The following is a 14723-nucleotide window of genomic DNA, read 5'->3' as shown; positions in this document are numbered from 1 at the left end:
CGCAGACCTCTTCAGGCCCGGTTAGGTCACCGCTCAGCGACATAACTTCTGCTCCGACCATCGCCACTCCGTTGATTTTTGAATTTGTCGAAGTGGCGCCGCCCGGTCTGGCGGCGTTCTCAAAGAGCGAGGCACGTTGACTCGTAGGACGCACCGGACCAAGAGCAGTTGACTGGTTGGCAGCTTTGGTCCAACGCGCAACTATGGTAAACCAAAGCGGCCAGAACCTGTGCTGTTGCGGAGCAGGCCGCATGGAGGCTCAGCAAGGCCTTCTTTGGCAAAACGTTCGAGTATCGCAACGATATCCCCAAGTCCCCGTGTCTCGGCGTAATGCATCAGACCGCCTCTGAAGCGTGGGAATCCATAACCGTGAATTTGAACGAGATCGATGTCTTCAGACCGCGCAGCAATCGTCTCGTCCAGGATTCTTGCGGCCTCGTTGATCATGGGCAATACGATGCAATCAACGATCTCGCCTTCGCTCCACTGTCGCTGCGGCGTGGCCAAGGCTTCGGCAGCGATTATGCCAGCAACTGCAACGGACGGCTTGGGCGTCCGATCGCCCTTGTCGTAGTCATACCAGCCACCACCGCTCTTCTGCCCGAAACGTCCCAAGGCATAGAGCCGATCGGCGACCGGTGCAAAGGGCGTCTCTCCCCTTACGCGGGCAGCCCGACGCTGAAACGCAGCGATGTCGAGACCACCAAGGTCCTGCGCCTCGAACGGCCCCATCGGCAGGCCAAAGGCACGCATGGCGGAATCGACGGTCTGCGGTTCTGCACCCGACAACAGCAGGCGTTCCGCCTGTGCACGTGTGACCTTGAGTATCCGGTTGCCGATGAAGCCATCACAGATGCCGGCACGGACCGGGATCTTGTTCATCATGCGGGCGAGTGCGAAGCCAGTCGCGAGCGTGACCGGGGCCGTATCCGGTGTTGGCACGATCTCCAGCAGCTTCATCACCTGAGCTGGACTGAAGAAGTGCAGGCCAAGAAAGCGCTCCGGATGCGCGATGTCGGCCGCGATCTGCCCCGGATCGAGATAGGAGGTGTTGGTGGCCAGCAAAGTATCGGGGCGGCAGACTGCCGACAGTCTGGCGAAGACATCGCGCTTGACGCCGAGATCCTCAAAGACTGCCTCGATTACGAGGTCGACGTCAGCGAGGGCACCGTAGTCGGTCGTGGCGGTCACTGCGGCAAGCCGCTCTTCCGCGACATCGGGGCTGATCTTGCCGCGCTTGACGGAGCTTTCGAAGATTGCGCGCAGATTGGAAAGCCCGCGGTCGAGCGCCTCGCTGTCACGCTCGACCAGTGTGACTGGCAATTGGGCATCACAAAGTGCCGCAGCGATCCCGGCTCCCATCGTTCCGCCGCCAATCACCGCAGCGGATCTGATCGATTGCGGGACTGTCGCGCGAAGCTCTGGCGGCCTTGGTGCTGCACGCTCCGCGAAGAAAACGTGACGCAAGGCTCGAGCCTGGGGCGAGCCGCGCAAGTCAAGGAATGTCTCACGTTCAAACTCCATTGCAGCCTCGAACTCGTATTCGCAGGCCTTGCGGATACAGTCGAGAGCCCGAAGGGGAGCCTGTTCCCGCTTGGCGCGCAACGCAACTGATTTCGCAGTTGTCTCCCAAAAGCTCGCCTCCACGGCAGGGACGTACCGTTCGCAAAGGGGAGGCGGGAGGGGTTGGGCGAGAGCCAGGCGGAGGAAGTCGATCGCGCCGCTTTCCAGGTCGTCTTCGACAACGGCATCGATCAACCCTTGCGCGCGAGCCCGCAGGGCCGTGACAGGTTGGCCAGACGTGACCATGTCAGCGGCGAGCGCCGCTCCGGCCAGACGCGGAAGGCGCACCGTGCCGCCAGCACCCGGGACGATCCCCAGCCGTACTTCTGGCAGACCGATGCTCGCCGATGGCGAGGCCACGCGAAAACGGCAGCCGAGTGCAATCTCGAAGCCTCCGCCGAGCGCACTGCCGTGGATTGCTGCGACCCACGGCTTGGCCGTCTTCTCGATACGCGTGACGAGGTCTGGAAGGTGAGGGGGGAGGGGCGGTTTGCCGAATTCGCTCACATCGGCCCCGGCAATGAATGTCCGTCCGGCGCAGATCAGCACCACCGCGTCAACCGAGGGGTCGCGGTCGAGCGCCTCAGCGGCGTTCCAAAGATCCTGTCGTACAGCCTGCGAAAGGGCATTGACCGGCGGGTTATCAACGGTCACGACGGCGATCTTGCCGATCTGTTTTATTGTCAGTGTCATTTGCTTGCATCCTCGTCTGCATCGCAAAGCTGTCTGGTTCCGTTCGTTCCTATGCCGTCATTGCGGGCAGGGAGGGAATAAGGCTTCGCGTTGTTGGCGTCTTGGTAACCGGTCAGACCGTCCTCGGTTGGCGCCACATCACTGTGCTAAACCGCTCTGCCACGAAGGCGGCGTCGGTGAGGCTGGCATTACCTGCCGGGTTTGCACCTGTGACGTGGAAGTCGCTGAAGGCAGCGCTCTGGTTCACGAAAATTCCTCCCGTCAAATTGATCGAGAGGTTGACGCCAGCGTTGCAAAACGCGTTTACGGCGTTCTCAATCCTGGTGTCATCCGTATCATAGAGCGCCGCCGTGATCGCACCCTTTCGACGGGCTAGGCTTGCCGCCCTCTCAATGCCTTCGGCCGCATCGGCTACCGCGACGACAAAGGCGATCGGACCGAAGCGTTCTTCCTCGTGTGCATCTGTCTTTTCGGCATCCACGCCAAGGATAAGAGGGGTTGCCGTGCGCGCATCCCCGGCATCGATCGGGGCAGAGTCGCGAATGAGCGTTCCAAGGCCGCGAGCTGTCTCGATCCGCGCCAGGGTTGCCGAATTGGCAATTGCGCCACAGACGCCGTTAGCACGCGCAGGATCGGCAAGAAGGTCATCGATCGCCGAGGCAATTCCCTTCGCGACGTCCTCAAAACCCTTATGGCCTTGGTTCGTCGCGATGCCACTCCGGGGGACATAGATGTTCTGCGGGGCGGTGCACATCTGGCCGCTATAGAGCGAAAGCGAAAAGGCAATATTCGCGCACATGCCGGCAAAGTCGTCAGTCGTTGCGACGACCACCGAATTGACACCGGTTTCTTCGGTGTAGACCTTCGCCTCTCCGGCATGCCGCCGCACCCACTCCCCAAAGCTGCTGGAGCCGGTGTAGTCGATGATGGAAACGGCTTCGCTCTGAACGAGGCCAGCGGTGATTTCTGCACCCGGAGCGTCCGGTGCGAGAAGCGCGATATTGCGGTCAAAACCTTCTTCCGCAAGCACCTGTCGAATAACCGAAATGGTGATCGCGAGAGGAAGAATTGCACCTGGATGCGGCTTGACGATGACCGTATTGCCGGTCGCGAGGCTGGCAAACAGGCCCGGATAGCTGTTCCAGGTCGGAAAGGTTTGGCAGCCGATCACCAGCGAGACACCTCTGGGAACGACCCGCCAGTGCTTTTGAAGAACGATCGGCTCGGCTTTGCCCTGCGGTTTCGACCACACGGCCTGCGCAGGCGTGCGGCTCATCTCCGCGTAGGCATAGGCGACGGCCTCAAGGCCGCGGTCTTGCGCGTGCGGTCCCCCAGCCTGGAATGCCATGGCAAAGGACTGCCCCGTCGTGTGCATGACAGCATTGGCGATCTCAAAGCTGCGGTGATTGAGACGTGCGAGTACTTCCAGGCAGACGCCGACACGGGTCTTGATCGGGGCAGTTGCCCATGCGGATGCTGCAGCCTGCGAGGCGGCAATCAGGCTGTTTGCATCGGCCGCCGGATAAGTGACGCCGAGCGACGGGCCGAATGGCGAAACTTCGGCCCCGACAATCCCACTTCCAGGATGACCGGGCAGGTCGAAGGGCCTGCCAAGCTGGGCGTTATAAGACGCCAGACCATCGTCCTTGGCTGTTTCGCCATAAATCTTGCCGCTTGGGATTTCAGGATAGGCCGACCAATAGCCGCGGTCCTGCGTGGCCTTGAGGGCCGCCACAAGGGTCGGCTGGTAGCGGTCAAAAAGGGCATCCATTATATGTTCCTCGCGTGGTGTGGATTTATAATTGACCGGCCGGTCGGTTTATGCAAGAGTTTTTTAATGAACCGCCCGATCCTGGCGGAACTGGAGGAAACATGTCCGAATCCGACACCGTCCTGTCGGCGCTTGCCGATGGCGTCCTTGCCTTGACGCTCAATCGCCCAGACAAACTCAATGCCTTTAACGAGGAGATGCATGTGGCGCTGCGCAACGGCTTCGAGCGCGCTCACAACGATGCGGCGGTGCGCGCCGTGCTCCTGACCGGGGCAGGACGTGGCTTTTGCGCCGGGCAGGATCTCGGTGACCGTGATCCGCGAAAGGGTGGGATAGCCCCGGACCTCGGACGTACCATTGAACTGTTCTACAACCCGCTGATCCGGCTGATCAGGACGCTCGACAAACCAGTCGTCTGTGCGGTGAATGGCGTCGCCGCCGGCGCCGGCGCCAATATCGCGCTTGCCTGCGACATCGCTCTGGCAGCACGATCAGCTCGCTTCATCCAGGCCTTCGCGAAGATCGGTCTGGTACCCGACTCCGGCGGCACCTGGAGCCTGCCACGCCTGCTTGGAGAGGCGCGCGCCAAGGCGCTCGCACTGACGGCTGAACCGCTCGATGCGGAAACGGCGGCGAGCTGGGGCCTGATCTGGAAAGTGGTCGACGATGCGGCACTTCTGGATGAAGCCCATGCGCTTGCCAGCAGACTGGCAGCCGGACCAACGAAGGGTCTCGGCATGACCAAGCGCGCCCTCCAGGCTGCTGCCACCAATTCGCTGGATCAGCAGCTTGAACTCGAACGCGATCTGCAGCGCGAGGCCGGCCGTAGCGCGGATTATGCCGAAGGCGTCGCCGCATTCCTGGAAAAGCGCAAGCCGGAGTTTAAGGGACGATGACGGACCGGGTAGTTCTGACGGCACAGGAGCTTGCCGATGCCTGCGCGGATGCGATGTGGCATGAGGACAATGCCACCCGGCATCTTGGCATGAGAAGAGACCGCGTTGCGCCGGGCCTTTCGGTGATCTCCATGATCATCAGACCCGAAATGACCAACGGACACGGAACGTGCCATGGTGGATATATCTTCACATTGGCCGATTCCGCCTTCGCCTTTGCCTGCAACACGTACAATCAGCGCGCCGTCGCGCAGCATTGCTCGGTCACCTTCATCGCACCCGCCTTTGTCGGCGACCGATTGACGGCGACCGCGCGCGAGGTCTCGCGACGCGGGCGCGGCGGGATCTACGATATCAACGTGACCAATCAGAATGGCGATCACATTGCTGAATTCCGCGGCCATTCGCGCACGGTCAAGGGCACTCTTTTGCCGGACGAGGCGTAAAGCCGCCGGCCGCTTATCTCGGAGGAGACAGACATGGAAGACCTATCACCACGCCCCGGCGACCTTGACGCGATCGAAAGGGCATCGCGCGACGAGATTGCCGCGCTCCAGCTTGACCGGATGAAATGGTCGCTGGTCCACGCCTATGACAACTCATCGTTCTACCGTGTCCGCTTCGATGAGGCAGGCATCCACCCCTCGGATCTGAAGTCGCTCGCCGATCTTGCGAAGTTCCCGTTCACGACCAAGAAGGACCTTCGCGACACCTATCCGTTCGGAATGTTTGCCGTGCCCAGGGAGAAGCTGGTGCGCATCCATGGTTCTTCGGGCACCACCGGCAAGCCGACGGTCGTCGGTTACACACAAAAGGATATCGACACCTGGGCAGACATGGTGGCGCGTTCGATCCGGGCTGCCGGCGGCCGCAGAGGCGACATGGTGCATGTTGCCTACGGCTACGGGCTCTTTACCGGTGGCCTTGGCGCCCACTACGGCGCCGAGCGGCTTGGCTGTACCGTCGTGCCGATGTCCGGTGGGATGACGGAGCGGCAGGTCATCCTGATGCAGGATTTCAAGCCCCGCATCATCATGGTCACGCCCTCATACATGCTTTCGATCCTGGACGAGTTTCGTCGGCAGGGGATCGATCCGCGCGAAAGTTCGCTGGCGGTGGGCATCTTCGGTGCCGAGCCCTGGACCAATGCGATGCGCCAGGAGATCGAACAGTCGTTCGACATGCATGCCGTCGATATCTACGGCCTCTCCGAGGTCATGGGACCGGGCGTTGCCAGTGAGTGCGTCGAGACCAAGGACGGCCTGCACATCTGGGAAGACCACTTCTATCCTGAAATTATCGACCCGGTGACGGGCGAGGTTCTTCCCGACGGAGAGATGGGCGAGCTCGTCTTCACGACCTTGACCAAGGAAGGTCTGCCAATCATCCGCTACCGCACACGCGACCTGACGCGGCTGCTGCCCGGCACGGCCCGTTCCATGCGGCGCATCGAAAAGATTACCGGCCGCTCCGACGACATGATGATCCTGCGCGGCGTCAACGTCTTCCCGACGCAGATCGAGGAGCAGATCCTCAAGTGTCAGGGCCTTGCCCCGCACTTCCAGATCGAACTCAATCGGGCCGGGCGGATGGACCAGATGACGGTTCATGTCGAGTGTACGCCTGACGCAGCCGACGAAATCGCCCGCGCCTCATCGGCAAAATCCCTTGCCCACTACATCAAGAGCATCGTTGGTGTTACCACAAAGATCGAGATTCGCGATCCGGGTGGAGTCGCCCGGTCCGAGGGCAAGGCGAAACGGGTCGTCGACAACAGACCCAAGGAATAAGGACAGACGCTTCCCGGCACGGAGACGTCGGGAAGCGTCATTAAGAGCTTACAGCGGCTTATCGCGTGGAGGGCGCGAGAGAAGGACAGGGACACAGGATCATATGGCACGCACGCGCGCGATCGACTTTGAAGAAAAACAACGCAGCCTTTTGAGCAGCGCCGCTGCCGTCTTTGCAGAGATGGGGATGGAGAAAGCGTCCATGGCCCACATTGCCTCGCGCAGCAACGTCTCCAAGGCTCTCCTCTATCACTATTATCCGAGCAAGGACGCGTTGATATTCGACATCATTCGCAACCATCTCGAGGAACTGGAAGCCGCCGTTGCCGCTGCAGACGAGCCGGGGGCGACACCCCAGCAGCGTCTACGGTTGCTGGTGCGGCAAGTGCTTGAAAACTACAGAGACGCCGACAACGAGCACAAGGTGCAGCTGAACGGCACGAGTGCGCTGTCGCAGGACCAGCTTGATGAGCTACGCGCGATCGAGCGTCGGATCGTCAAGCGCTTCTCCAACACCATCATTGAGATCAACCCGGATCTCAACGCCAGCAAACCTCTCTTGATGCCCGTTACGATGTCGCTCTTCGGCATGATGAACTGGGTCTACATGTGGTTTCGCCCGGGTGGCCCGGTCAGTCGTGACGAGTATGCCGATATCGCCACGACCTTGATCCTCGAGGGCGTAAAGGCTGTCCGATAGGGATACTCAATCCCCGAATTTCAGCCGCTCCAGGATCAAGGGATCATAGTCCGGGGCCCTGATGCGTCGACGCTCTGGCTCCGGCGCGCTAAGCGGCTGGGCTGGCTGAAGCTTTTCCCTGGCCTCAAGTGCGAGGCGTTGATAGACGCCCGTGCCCTGGCGTTTCCAGGCCATTTCCTTCTCGCTGAGTTCGCGAACGACCCGGGCAGGGGAGCCGACGGCAAGGCTGTTTGCGGGGATCTCGGCCCCCGCCTTGACGAAGGCCATGGCGGCAACGATCGAATTTTCCCCGACGATGGCCTCGTCCATGACGACCGCATTCATCCCCACCATTGCATTGCGACCAATCCGACAACCATGCAAAACGGCGCCATGGCCGATATGTCCCTCTTCGCCGATCACCACTTCGACATTGGGGAAGCTATGGACGACGCAGGTTTCCTGGACGTTCGACCCGCGTTCCATCACGATGCGTCCGAAGTCCCCGCGCAATACGGCGCAAGGCCCGACATAGCAGGCAGGACCTACAATGACGTCGCCGATCACCACAGCGGCCGGATGGACGAAGGCCTCCGGATGGATGACGGGCACGACACCATCATAGGAATAGACCTGCGCCATGTCAGTCAGTCCCTTCTTTTGGCGACCATCGTCAACACGTCATATTGAGCGACCGTCGCTGCATTCTGGTTGGTTACCCGGCAGTCCCAGCGCACTTCGCCGTGCTCGGCCCCGATGCGCGGATTGATCTCCTTGCAGGTCAACTGCACCTGCAAGGTATCACCGGGATTGACTGGCGTGAGGAAGCGCAGGTTGTCGACGCCATAATTGGCAAGAACCGGGCCCGGGGCTGGGTCGACAAAGAGGCCAGCGGCAAAGGAAACGATCAGATAGCCGTGGGCAACGCGCCCGTCGAAGAACGGATTGGCCTTGGCCGCATCCTCGTCCATATGGGCGTAAAACGTATCACCGGTGAAGTTGGCGAAATGCTCTATATCTTCAAGCGTCACCGTCCGTGTGCCGGTGACGAGCTGATCGCCGATCTGCAATTCCGCAAGCGACTTGCGGAACGGATGTTCCTGGTCCTTGCGCACCTCGGCATCCGGGACCCAGCGGCCGGTGACCGCCGACAGAAGCGTCGGCGAGCCCTGGACCGCAGTGCGCTGCATGTAGTGCTTGACCCCACGAATCCCGCCCAGCTCCTCGCCGCCGCCGGCCCGTCCAGGACCACCGTGCACAAGGCCTGGCAACGGCGAGCCATGGCCGGTCGAGCTCTTCGCGCTGACGCGATTTCCGATCAGTACGCGGCCGTGGAATGGAGCCATACCAAGGACCACCTCTTCGGCGAAGGCCGGATCGTTGGTGAAGACCGAGGAGACTAGGCTACCCTTGCCGCGGCGGGCAAGATCGACGGCCTCGTCAGCGCTGTCATAGGGCATGACCGTGCTGACCGGACCAAACGCTTCAACGTCATGAACAGCCCGGGCGTGCGAGGGATTGTCGCAATAAAGGAGCACCGGGTTGAGGAAGGCACCAGCTTCGACGTCACCCGAGACGATGCGGGGAATGTCCGGATCACCCGCAACGATCTCGGCGTCGGCCAGGAGATCGCGGATGCGCGCGCGGACCTCGTCGCGTTGGGCAAGGCTAGCAAGCGGTCCCATTCGAACGTTTTCATCGGCGGCATTGCCGAGCACCGTTTTGCCAAGGCGCTCGCCGAGGGCTGAGATCAGAGCGTCGCAATAGGGGCGGGGTGCGATGACGCGACGGATGGCCGTACACTTCTGACCTGCCTTTGCCGTCATCTCTCGGGAGACTTCCTTGACGAAAAGGTCGAACTCCTCAGTACCGGGGGCGGCATCGAGACCGAGAACAGAGGCATTGAGACTATCTGCCTCCATCGTGAAGCGCACCGAGTTGTCGATGATCGCCGGATGGGTTTTCAGCTTGCGGCCGGTCCAGGCCGAGCCGGTGAAGGTGACCACGTCCTGTCCATCGACATGGTCCAGGAGGTCGCCTACGGAACCGCAGACAAGCTGCACCGCGCCTTCGGGAAGCAGGCCCGTTGCAACCATGTGACGTACGACGAGTTCAGTCAGGTAAGCCGTCTGGCTCGCCGGTTTGACGATCGCCGGCATGCCGGCAAGCAGGGTCGGCGCCAGCTTCTCGAGCATGCCCCAGACCGGAAAGTTGAATGCATTGATATGTATGGCGACGCCCTGCAGCGGCGACAAAATATGCCGGGCGGCGAAAGTTCCGTCGCGCGACAGCGGTTCTACTTCTCCGTCAACGAGGACACGCGTGTTGGGCAGTTCGCGCCGGCCCTTTGAGGCATAGGACAGCAAGGTGCCAATGCCGCCATCGATATCGATCCAGCTGTCTGTCTTTGTCGCACCGGTTGCCGACGAGAGCGCGTAGAACTCCTCCTTGCGCTCCATCAATGCTTGGCCAAGTGCCTTCAACATAGCGGCACGCTCGTGGAAAGACATGCGACGCAGTGCGGGGCCTGCCTTTTCTCGGCCGTAACCCACGGATGAGGCAAAGTCGACGCCAGTGGAATCGATTGTAGCCACCGGCACCCCCGTCGAGGCATCAAGTAGCTTAGTGCCATCCTGCGTGCCAGGAACCCAGCGGCCATAGACATAGCTTTCGAGACGACGGGGCGGGTTTGCCAGAACATTCATTGTCTTGTCCTTCCGGGTCAGTTCAGATTGAGCGCGTTAAGCTGCTCGTCAACGGCCGCCTGCCATTGTGAAAGCAGCGCCTCGTTGGGGGTGTGGCGCAGGCCAAAGCGCGCCAACGTCTCGTAGCGCGCCGAGCCGGAGAGCCCGAAGCTTGCAGCAACACGCGGGCGCCAGTAGGAGATCGCTGCTCGCGCCGCTGTCGTCCCGTCTTCACTTTGGACAATTCGCTTCAGTCCCTCGACGCCGAGCTCGGTGTGATGTGCCTCGCGCGGTAAAATGGCACGGAACACTTCGGCAAGCGGCTGATAGGAAACATGGGTAAGCTCGCGCAGCTGGATGGCACTCGCACTGCCCATCAGCACGTTCATGACCACAGCGTCGACCCAGCCCTGCAAGGGATAGTGGAAGACCGAAAGGCGCATGTCACCGCTCTGCCGGGCGGCACCGATGTCGGTTGCGCGGGCTAGCCGGGCGTCCCAGGGATGATGAACCGCATAGCGGCCAGTGTCTGCGCCGAAACTCCCCATGATATCAAGGACCCGACCGGCATGGTCGGTTTTCTCAAGCACTATCTTGGCAGAGGCGATACGTTCCTTGATACCGGGCGCATCGTTGATCGTATCGGCAAACCCGGCAGCACCTGCAAGCTCGCTGTCAACGAAACTTGCCATCAGCCGCAAAAGCTCGCCGCGATAGCGTGGTGGGACGTTGTCAGGCGACGTCAGCGCGCCACCCTTGAGCAGGTATTCCTCGATCGGCATCGTATCGGACATCGGCTATTCCTCCTTCGCTGGCGCGCCTTATTGGTCGTAGCTGACCACGACACGGTCGCTCAGCGGATAACACTGACAGGTCAAGACGTAGCCCTGGCGCACTTCGTAATCCTCCAGCGCGTGGTTGACCTCCATCTCGGTCTCACCCTCGATGACCTTGGCCCGGCATGTGGAACACACACCTGCCTTGCAGGCGTAGGGGGCGTCCATACGGTTCTCCAACGCCGCTTCCAAAAGAGTTTGTCCCTGCTTCGGCATCTTGAAAACACGCGTTGCGCCGTCGAGCGTGACCGTTGCCTCACAGCTCGCGTCGCGGTCGTGAGAGGCTGTGCTTTCGGTTTTGCGGCGCGCCCGACCCGGCTGCGAGGATGCAAAGAGCTCGAACTTGATCTGCTCGTCGCGCATCCCGTGATCGCGAAGCGCGGCTGCGATCGTCAGCATCATCGGTTCGGGACCACAGATGAAGGCCGTGTTGACGGATTTGAGGTCAACCCAATGCCGGAAGAGCGCCGCACATTTGTCCGCATCGATCCGGCCGGTGAAGAGGTCGATATCCTGTGCCTCGCTTTCCAGAACATGCAGAATTGACAGGCGGCCAAGGTAGCTGTTCTTCAGGTCATCCAGTTCCTCGCGGAACATGATCGAACTGATCTGACGGTTCGCGTAGACGAGCGTGAAGCGCGATTTCGGTTCACGCGCCAACGTGGTTTTGATGATGGAAAGAACCGGTGTAATCCCGCTGCCGGCAGCAAATCCGAGGTAGTTCTTGGATATTTCGGGTTCGATCGCGGTGAAGAAGGCCCCCGTTGGCGGCATGGCTTCAAGCGTATCACCGATTTGCAGTTCCTCGTTCGCCCAGGTCGAAAAGCATCCGCCATCCACCCGCTTGATGCCGACCCGCAGTACACCCTCGTCGCGCCCGGCACAGATCGAATAGGATCGGCGCAACTCCTCGCCGTCAAACTTGCGACGGAACGTCAGGTACTGTCCCTGCGTGAAATCGAACGAGCTTCGGTCCTGGTCAAGCGGAGCGAGCGTGACAACCACGGCATCACGCGTCTCGCGCCTGACGTCGGTGACCTGAAGAGAATGGAAACGTGCCATGTTACGGACCTCACGAGGCAAAAGTCAGATGCACTTGAAATAATCGAATGGTTCCAGACAGTCGGTACAGCGATAGCTCGCCTTGCAGGGCGTCGAACCGAACTGGCTGATCTTTTCCGTCTTCGTCGACCCGCACCGCGGACAGGCGATCGTCAGATTGGAGCGGCCGGATAGGCGATCGGCGCGCAGGCGCAGGAGGCCATCTATCGCGGTACCATCAACGGGTGGCGTGATACCGTAGGCCTTGAGCTTTTCGCGACCATCGGCACTAATCCAGTCCGTCGTCCACGCCGGCGAAAGCTGACGCTCGAGCCGCAGCTTATCGATCCCCTTGTCGTGTAGAGCCCGCTCGATATCCAGGTTGATGATCGCGGTTGCCGGACAGCCCGAATAGGTCGGTGTTACTGTCACAACCAGCGTGTCGCCTTCAAAAGCGATGGCTCGGATAATGCCGAGATCGACAAGCGAGATCACCGGGATTTCCGGATCCGGAACCTCCCCAAGCCACTGCCAGACATCTGCGGTCGATGGCAAAGTCGCGGTCGTCATAACCGCCTCCCTCCGTTACCAGGTCGCGCCCGGATAAGCCCGCTGCAAAAACTGCAGGTCAGCGAGGATGAAGCCCATGTGTTCGGTATGAACACCGCGTTTGCCGCCCTTGTGCATGTAACCGTCCGTCGGCTTCTTCAGTGTCGCCTCTGACAGTGCCTCGCCAACCAGTTCGTCCCACGCAGCTTTCAGGCTCTCGGGTTCCGGCGCGATGCCCGCCTCGGCCAGCTCCACGTCGGACGTGTCGCCCATAAAAAGCTCGCCGGTATAGGCCCAGAGGTCGTCAAGTGCGCCCTGCATGCGGCGATGGCTTTCGGCAGTACCGTCGCCAAGGCGGATGATCAGGTCACGGCTGCGATCGAGGTGGTAGGCAACTTCCTTGGTGGCTTTTTCGGCAATGTCTGCAATGCGTTTGTCGGTCGAGCCGCAAAGTGCCTTCAGCATGAGGAAGTGCCAGGCGTCAAAGAGAAACTGACGCATCAGCGTCGTCCCAAAATCGCCGTTCGGACGCTCGACGAGCAGAACGTTGCGGAAGTCGCGAGCATCACGCAGATAAGCAAGATTGTCGGCGCTGCGACCACGACCTTCGATCTCTCCGGCAAGGCCGAGCCAAAGCTGCGTCTGACCGATCAGATCAAGCGCCGTATTGGAAAGCGCGATGTCCTCTTCAAGGGCCGGTGAATGCCCGCACCATTCTGAAACGCGATGACCGAGGATCAGTGAATTGTCGCCGAGACGGGTCAGGCACTCGAAAAGAGTCGCGTCACTGACTGATATATTGGAGATCGCGCTCATCACATGTGCCCCACTTCATCCGGAATGTCGAAGAAAGTCGGATGCCGATAGACCTTCGAATTCGACGGATCAAACAGCGGGCCCTTGTCGGACGGCGCGCTGGCCGTGATGTCGCTGGACCGAACGACCCAAATGCTCACACCTTCATTGCGACGAGTGTAAACGTCACGGGCGTTGTTGACGGCCATCTCGGCATCGGGCGCATGAAGGCTGCCAACATGCCGGTGATTCAAGCCGTGCTGGCCACGGATGAAAACTTCCCAAAGGGGCCATTCGCTGGACATGGTTGTTTCTCCCTGCTCGCATTTCCTCGGCCGAAGGCGCGAGATCGCGGATTTGTTACGATAGCAACTACTCAAAGAGCGCCTCGCGGCGTTCTGACATTATTCGGCGGCGACCTGCGCAGCGGCACGACGCGATTTCATCTTGTCGGCATGTGCAACGAGACCGTCACGGAACCAAGCGCCGTCGTTCCATGCCTTCTGCCGTGCGCCAAGGCGCTCGGCATTGCACGGACCGTTGCCAGCGATGACGGCGAAGAACTCGGTCCAGTCAGGTTCGCCGAAATCATAGCCACCCTTTTCCTCGTTCCACTTCAGATCCGGGTCCGGGACCGTGAGGCCGAGGTATTCTGCCTGCGGTACCGTCTGGTCGACGAACTTTTGGCGCAGCTCGTCGTTGGAGTTCTGCTTGATCTTCCAAGACATCGATTGTGCGGAATGCACCGATGCGTCATCGGAGGGGCCAAACATCATCAGCGATGGCCACCACCAGCGGTTCAAGGCGTCCTGGACCATTTCCTTCTGCGCGGGCGTTCCCTTGACCATCTTCATCAGGATGTCGAAGCCCTGGCGTTGATGGAAGCTTTCCTCCTTGCAGATGCGGACCATGGCACGGGCATAAGGCCCGTAGGAACAGCGCTGCAACGGCACCTGGTTCATGATCGCAGCACCATCGACCAGCCAGCCGATCGCGCCGATGTCTGCCCAGTTCAGCGTCGGGTAGTTGAAGATCGAGGAGTACTTTGCCTTGCCACTATGCAGCTGTTCATACATTTCGTCCCGGCTAATTCCGAGCGTTTCAGCGGCACAGTATAGGTAGAGCCCGTGTCCGGCCTCATCCTGCACCTTGGCGAGTAATATCGCCTTGCGCTCCAAGGTGGGCGCTCGGGTGATCCAATTGCCTTCCGGCAGCTGACCGACAATCTCGGAATGGGCGTGCTGGCTGATCTGACGCATCAACGTCTTGCGATAGCCTTCCGGCATCCATTCCTTTGGCTCGATCTTCTGGCCGGCGTCGACCCGTTCCTGGAAGGCGCGTTCGACGGGATCCATTTCGTCGAGCGTCTTGACGTGGGCGCTGTCGGTCTTGACCATCTGTGCGTACATCGTTTGTCTCCCTTGCC

Annotated in this window: 14 protein-coding genes; 4 read left to right on the top strand and 10 right to left on the bottom strand. The window is 60.7% G+C overall.

What is annotated here, in order from left to right; all coding sequences use genetic code 11:
• Positions 1–201 precede the first annotated feature (201 nt).
• Both FHT97_RS18575 and paaN read right to left on the bottom strand, forming a co-directional pair.
• Positions 202–2256, bottom strand: coding sequence for a 3-hydroxyacyl-CoA dehydrogenase NAD-binding domain-containing protein (locus tag FHT97_RS18575; RefSeq protein ID WP_183757058.1), 2055 nt, complete (start codon positions 2254–2256; stop codon positions 202–204).
• Between the two features lie 112 nt (positions 2257–2368).
• Positions 2369–4027, bottom strand: a complete 1659-nt coding sequence (paaN, locus tag FHT97_RS18570; RefSeq protein ID WP_183757057.1) for a phenylacetic acid degradation protein PaaN — start codon at positions 4025–4027, stop codon at positions 2369–2371.
• 101 nt (positions 4028–4128) lie between these two features.
• Between paaN and paaG the strand changes: the two genes are divergently transcribed.
• The 4 genes from paaG to FHT97_RS18550 all read left to right on the top strand — a co-directional run bounded on the left by paaG (position 4129) and on the right by FHT97_RS18550 (position 7413).
• Positions 4129–4923 (top strand): 2-(1,2-epoxy-1,2-dihydrophenyl)acetyl-CoA isomerase PaaG, encoded by a 795-nt coding sequence (gene paaG / locus FHT97_RS18565; protein ID WP_183757056.1) that lies wholly within the window; start codon positions 4129–4131, stop codon positions 4921–4923.
• Positions 4920–5369 carry a hydroxyphenylacetyl-CoA thioesterase PaaI gene (paaI, locus tag FHT97_RS18560; protein WP_183757055.1) on the top strand — a complete coding sequence of 150 codons (450 nt, stop codon included), beginning with the start codon at positions 4920–4922 and terminating at the stop codon, positions 5367–5369. Before paaG ends, paaI begins: the two co-directional genes overlap by 4 nt.
• A 33-nt stretch (positions 5370–5402) precedes the next feature.
• Positions 5403–6713: a phenylacetate--CoA ligase PaaK gene (gene paaK, locus FHT97_RS18555; protein WP_183757054.1), complete on the top strand. Its 1311-nt coding sequence runs from the start codon at positions 5403–5405 to the stop codon at positions 6711–6713.
• 103 nt (positions 6714–6816) lie between these two features.
• Complete coding sequence (locus tag FHT97_RS18550) at positions 6817–7413, top strand: TetR/AcrR family transcriptional regulator (protein ID WP_183757053.1); 597 nt, start codon at positions 6817–6819, stop codon at positions 7411–7413.
• Between the two features lie 6 nt (positions 7414–7419).
• Here the strand turns inward: FHT97_RS18550 and FHT97_RS18545 are convergent, their stop codons facing one another.
• The 8 genes from FHT97_RS18545 to paaA all read right to left on the bottom strand — a co-directional run bounded on the left by FHT97_RS18545 (position 7420) and on the right by paaA (position 14706).
• A complete protein-coding gene (locus FHT97_RS18545) occupies positions 7420–8034 on the bottom strand; it encodes a transferase hexapeptide repeat family protein (RefSeq protein ID WP_183757052.1) in 615 nt (204 codons plus the stop codon).
• Positions 8035–8039: 5 nt separating this feature from the next.
• Entirely contained in the window at positions 8040–10097 is a 2058-nt protein-coding gene (gene paaZ, locus FHT97_RS18540) for a phenylacetic acid degradation bifunctional protein PaaZ (protein WP_183757051.1), read from the bottom strand.
• Between the two features lie 17 nt (positions 10098–10114).
• Positions 10115–10870, bottom strand: a complete 756-nt coding sequence (locus FHT97_RS18535; RefSeq protein ID WP_183757050.1) for a Phenylacetic acid catabolic protein — start codon at positions 10868–10870, stop codon at positions 10115–10117.
• A 27-nt stretch (positions 10871–10897) separates the two neighbouring features.
• Entirely contained in the window at positions 10898–11974 is a 1077-nt protein-coding gene (paaE, locus tag FHT97_RS18530) for a 1,2-phenylacetyl-CoA epoxidase subunit PaaE (protein ID WP_183757049.1), read from the bottom strand.
• Between the two features lie 24 nt (positions 11975–11998).
• Positions 11999–12523 (bottom strand): 1,2-phenylacetyl-CoA epoxidase subunit PaaD, encoded by a 525-nt coding sequence (gene paaD, locus FHT97_RS18525; RefSeq protein WP_183757048.1) that lies wholly within the window; start codon positions 12521–12523, stop codon positions 11999–12001.
• Between the two features lie 15 nt (positions 12524–12538).
• Complete coding sequence (gene paaC / locus FHT97_RS18520) at positions 12539–13318, bottom strand: 1,2-phenylacetyl-CoA epoxidase subunit PaaC (protein WP_183757047.1); 780 nt, start codon at positions 13316–13318, stop codon at positions 12539–12541.
• Positions 13318–13602 (bottom strand): 1,2-phenylacetyl-CoA epoxidase subunit PaaB, encoded by a 285-nt coding sequence (gene paaB, locus FHT97_RS18515; protein WP_016557520.1) that lies wholly within the window; start codon positions 13600–13602, stop codon positions 13318–13320. The genes paaC and paaB overlap by 1 nt, the downstream gene beginning before the upstream one ends.
• A 99-nt stretch (positions 13603–13701) precedes the next feature.
• Positions 13702–14706: a 1,2-phenylacetyl-CoA epoxidase subunit PaaA gene (gene paaA / locus FHT97_RS18510; protein ID WP_183757046.1), complete on the bottom strand. Its 1005-nt coding sequence runs from the start codon at positions 14704–14706 to the stop codon at positions 13702–13704.
• Positions 14707–14723 lie beyond the last annotated feature (17 nt).

The organism is Rhizobium sp. BK399, assembly GCF_014194695.1.
Taxonomy (GTDB): Bacteria; Pseudomonadota; Alphaproteobacteria; order Rhizobiales; family Rhizobiaceae; genus Rhizobium.
This window is presented reverse-complemented; position numbering and strand designations above follow the sequence as displayed.

What these genes read in the sequence shown, in the direction of transcription:
- paaN (WP_183757057.1), bottom strand. Translation starts at nt 4,027, where the DNA reads ATGGATGCCCTTTTTGACCGCTACCAGCCGACCCTTGTGGCGGCCCTC.
- FHT97_RS18550 (WP_183757053.1), top strand. Translation starts at nt 6,817, where the DNA reads ATGGCACGCACGCGCGCGATCGACTTTGAAGAAAAACAACGCAGCCTT.
- paaK (WP_183757054.1), top strand. Translation starts at nt 5,403, where the DNA reads ATGGAAGACCTATCACCACGCCCCGGCGACCTTGACGCGATCGAAAGG.
- paaB (WP_016557520.1), bottom strand. Translation starts at nt 13,602, where the DNA reads ATGTCCAGCGAATGGCCCCTTTGGGAAGTTTTCATCCGTGGCCAGCAC.
- paaD (WP_183757048.1), bottom strand. Translation starts at nt 12,523, where the DNA reads ATGACGACCGCGACTTTGCCATCGACCGCAGATGTCTGGCAGTGGCTT.
- FHT97_RS18535 (WP_183757050.1), bottom strand. Translation starts at nt 10,870, where the DNA reads ATGTCCGATACGATGCCGATCGAGGAATACCTGCTCAAGGGTGGCGCG.
- FHT97_RS18545 (WP_183757052.1), bottom strand. Translation starts at nt 8,034, where the DNA reads ATGGCGCAGGTCTATTCCTATGATGGTGTCGTGCCCGTCATCCATCCG.
- paaC (WP_183757047.1), bottom strand. Translation starts at nt 13,318, where the DNA reads ATGAGCGCGATCTCCAATATATCAGTCAGTGACGCGACTCTTTTCGAG.
- paaE (WP_183757049.1), bottom strand. Translation starts at nt 11,974, where the DNA reads ATGGCACGTTTCCATTCTCTTCAGGTCACCGACGTCAGGCGCGAGACG.
- paaZ (WP_183757051.1), bottom strand. Translation starts at nt 10,097, where the DNA reads ATGAATGTTCTGGCAAACCCGCCCCGTCGTCTCGAAAGCTATGTCTAT.
- FHT97_RS18575 (WP_183757058.1), bottom strand. Translation starts at nt 2,256, where the DNA reads ATGACACTGACAATAAAACAGATCGGCAAGATCGCCGTCGTGACCGTT.
- paaI (WP_183757055.1), top strand. Translation starts at nt 4,920, where the DNA reads ATGACGGACCGGGTAGTTCTGACGGCACAGGAGCTTGCCGATGCCTGC.
- paaA (WP_183757046.1), bottom strand. Translation starts at nt 14,706, where the DNA reads ATGTACGCACAGATGGTCAAGACCGACAGCGCCCACGTCAAGACGCTC.
- paaG (WP_183757056.1), top strand. Translation starts at nt 4,129, where the DNA reads ATGTCCGAATCCGACACCGTCCTGTCGGCGCTTGCCGATGGCGTCCTT.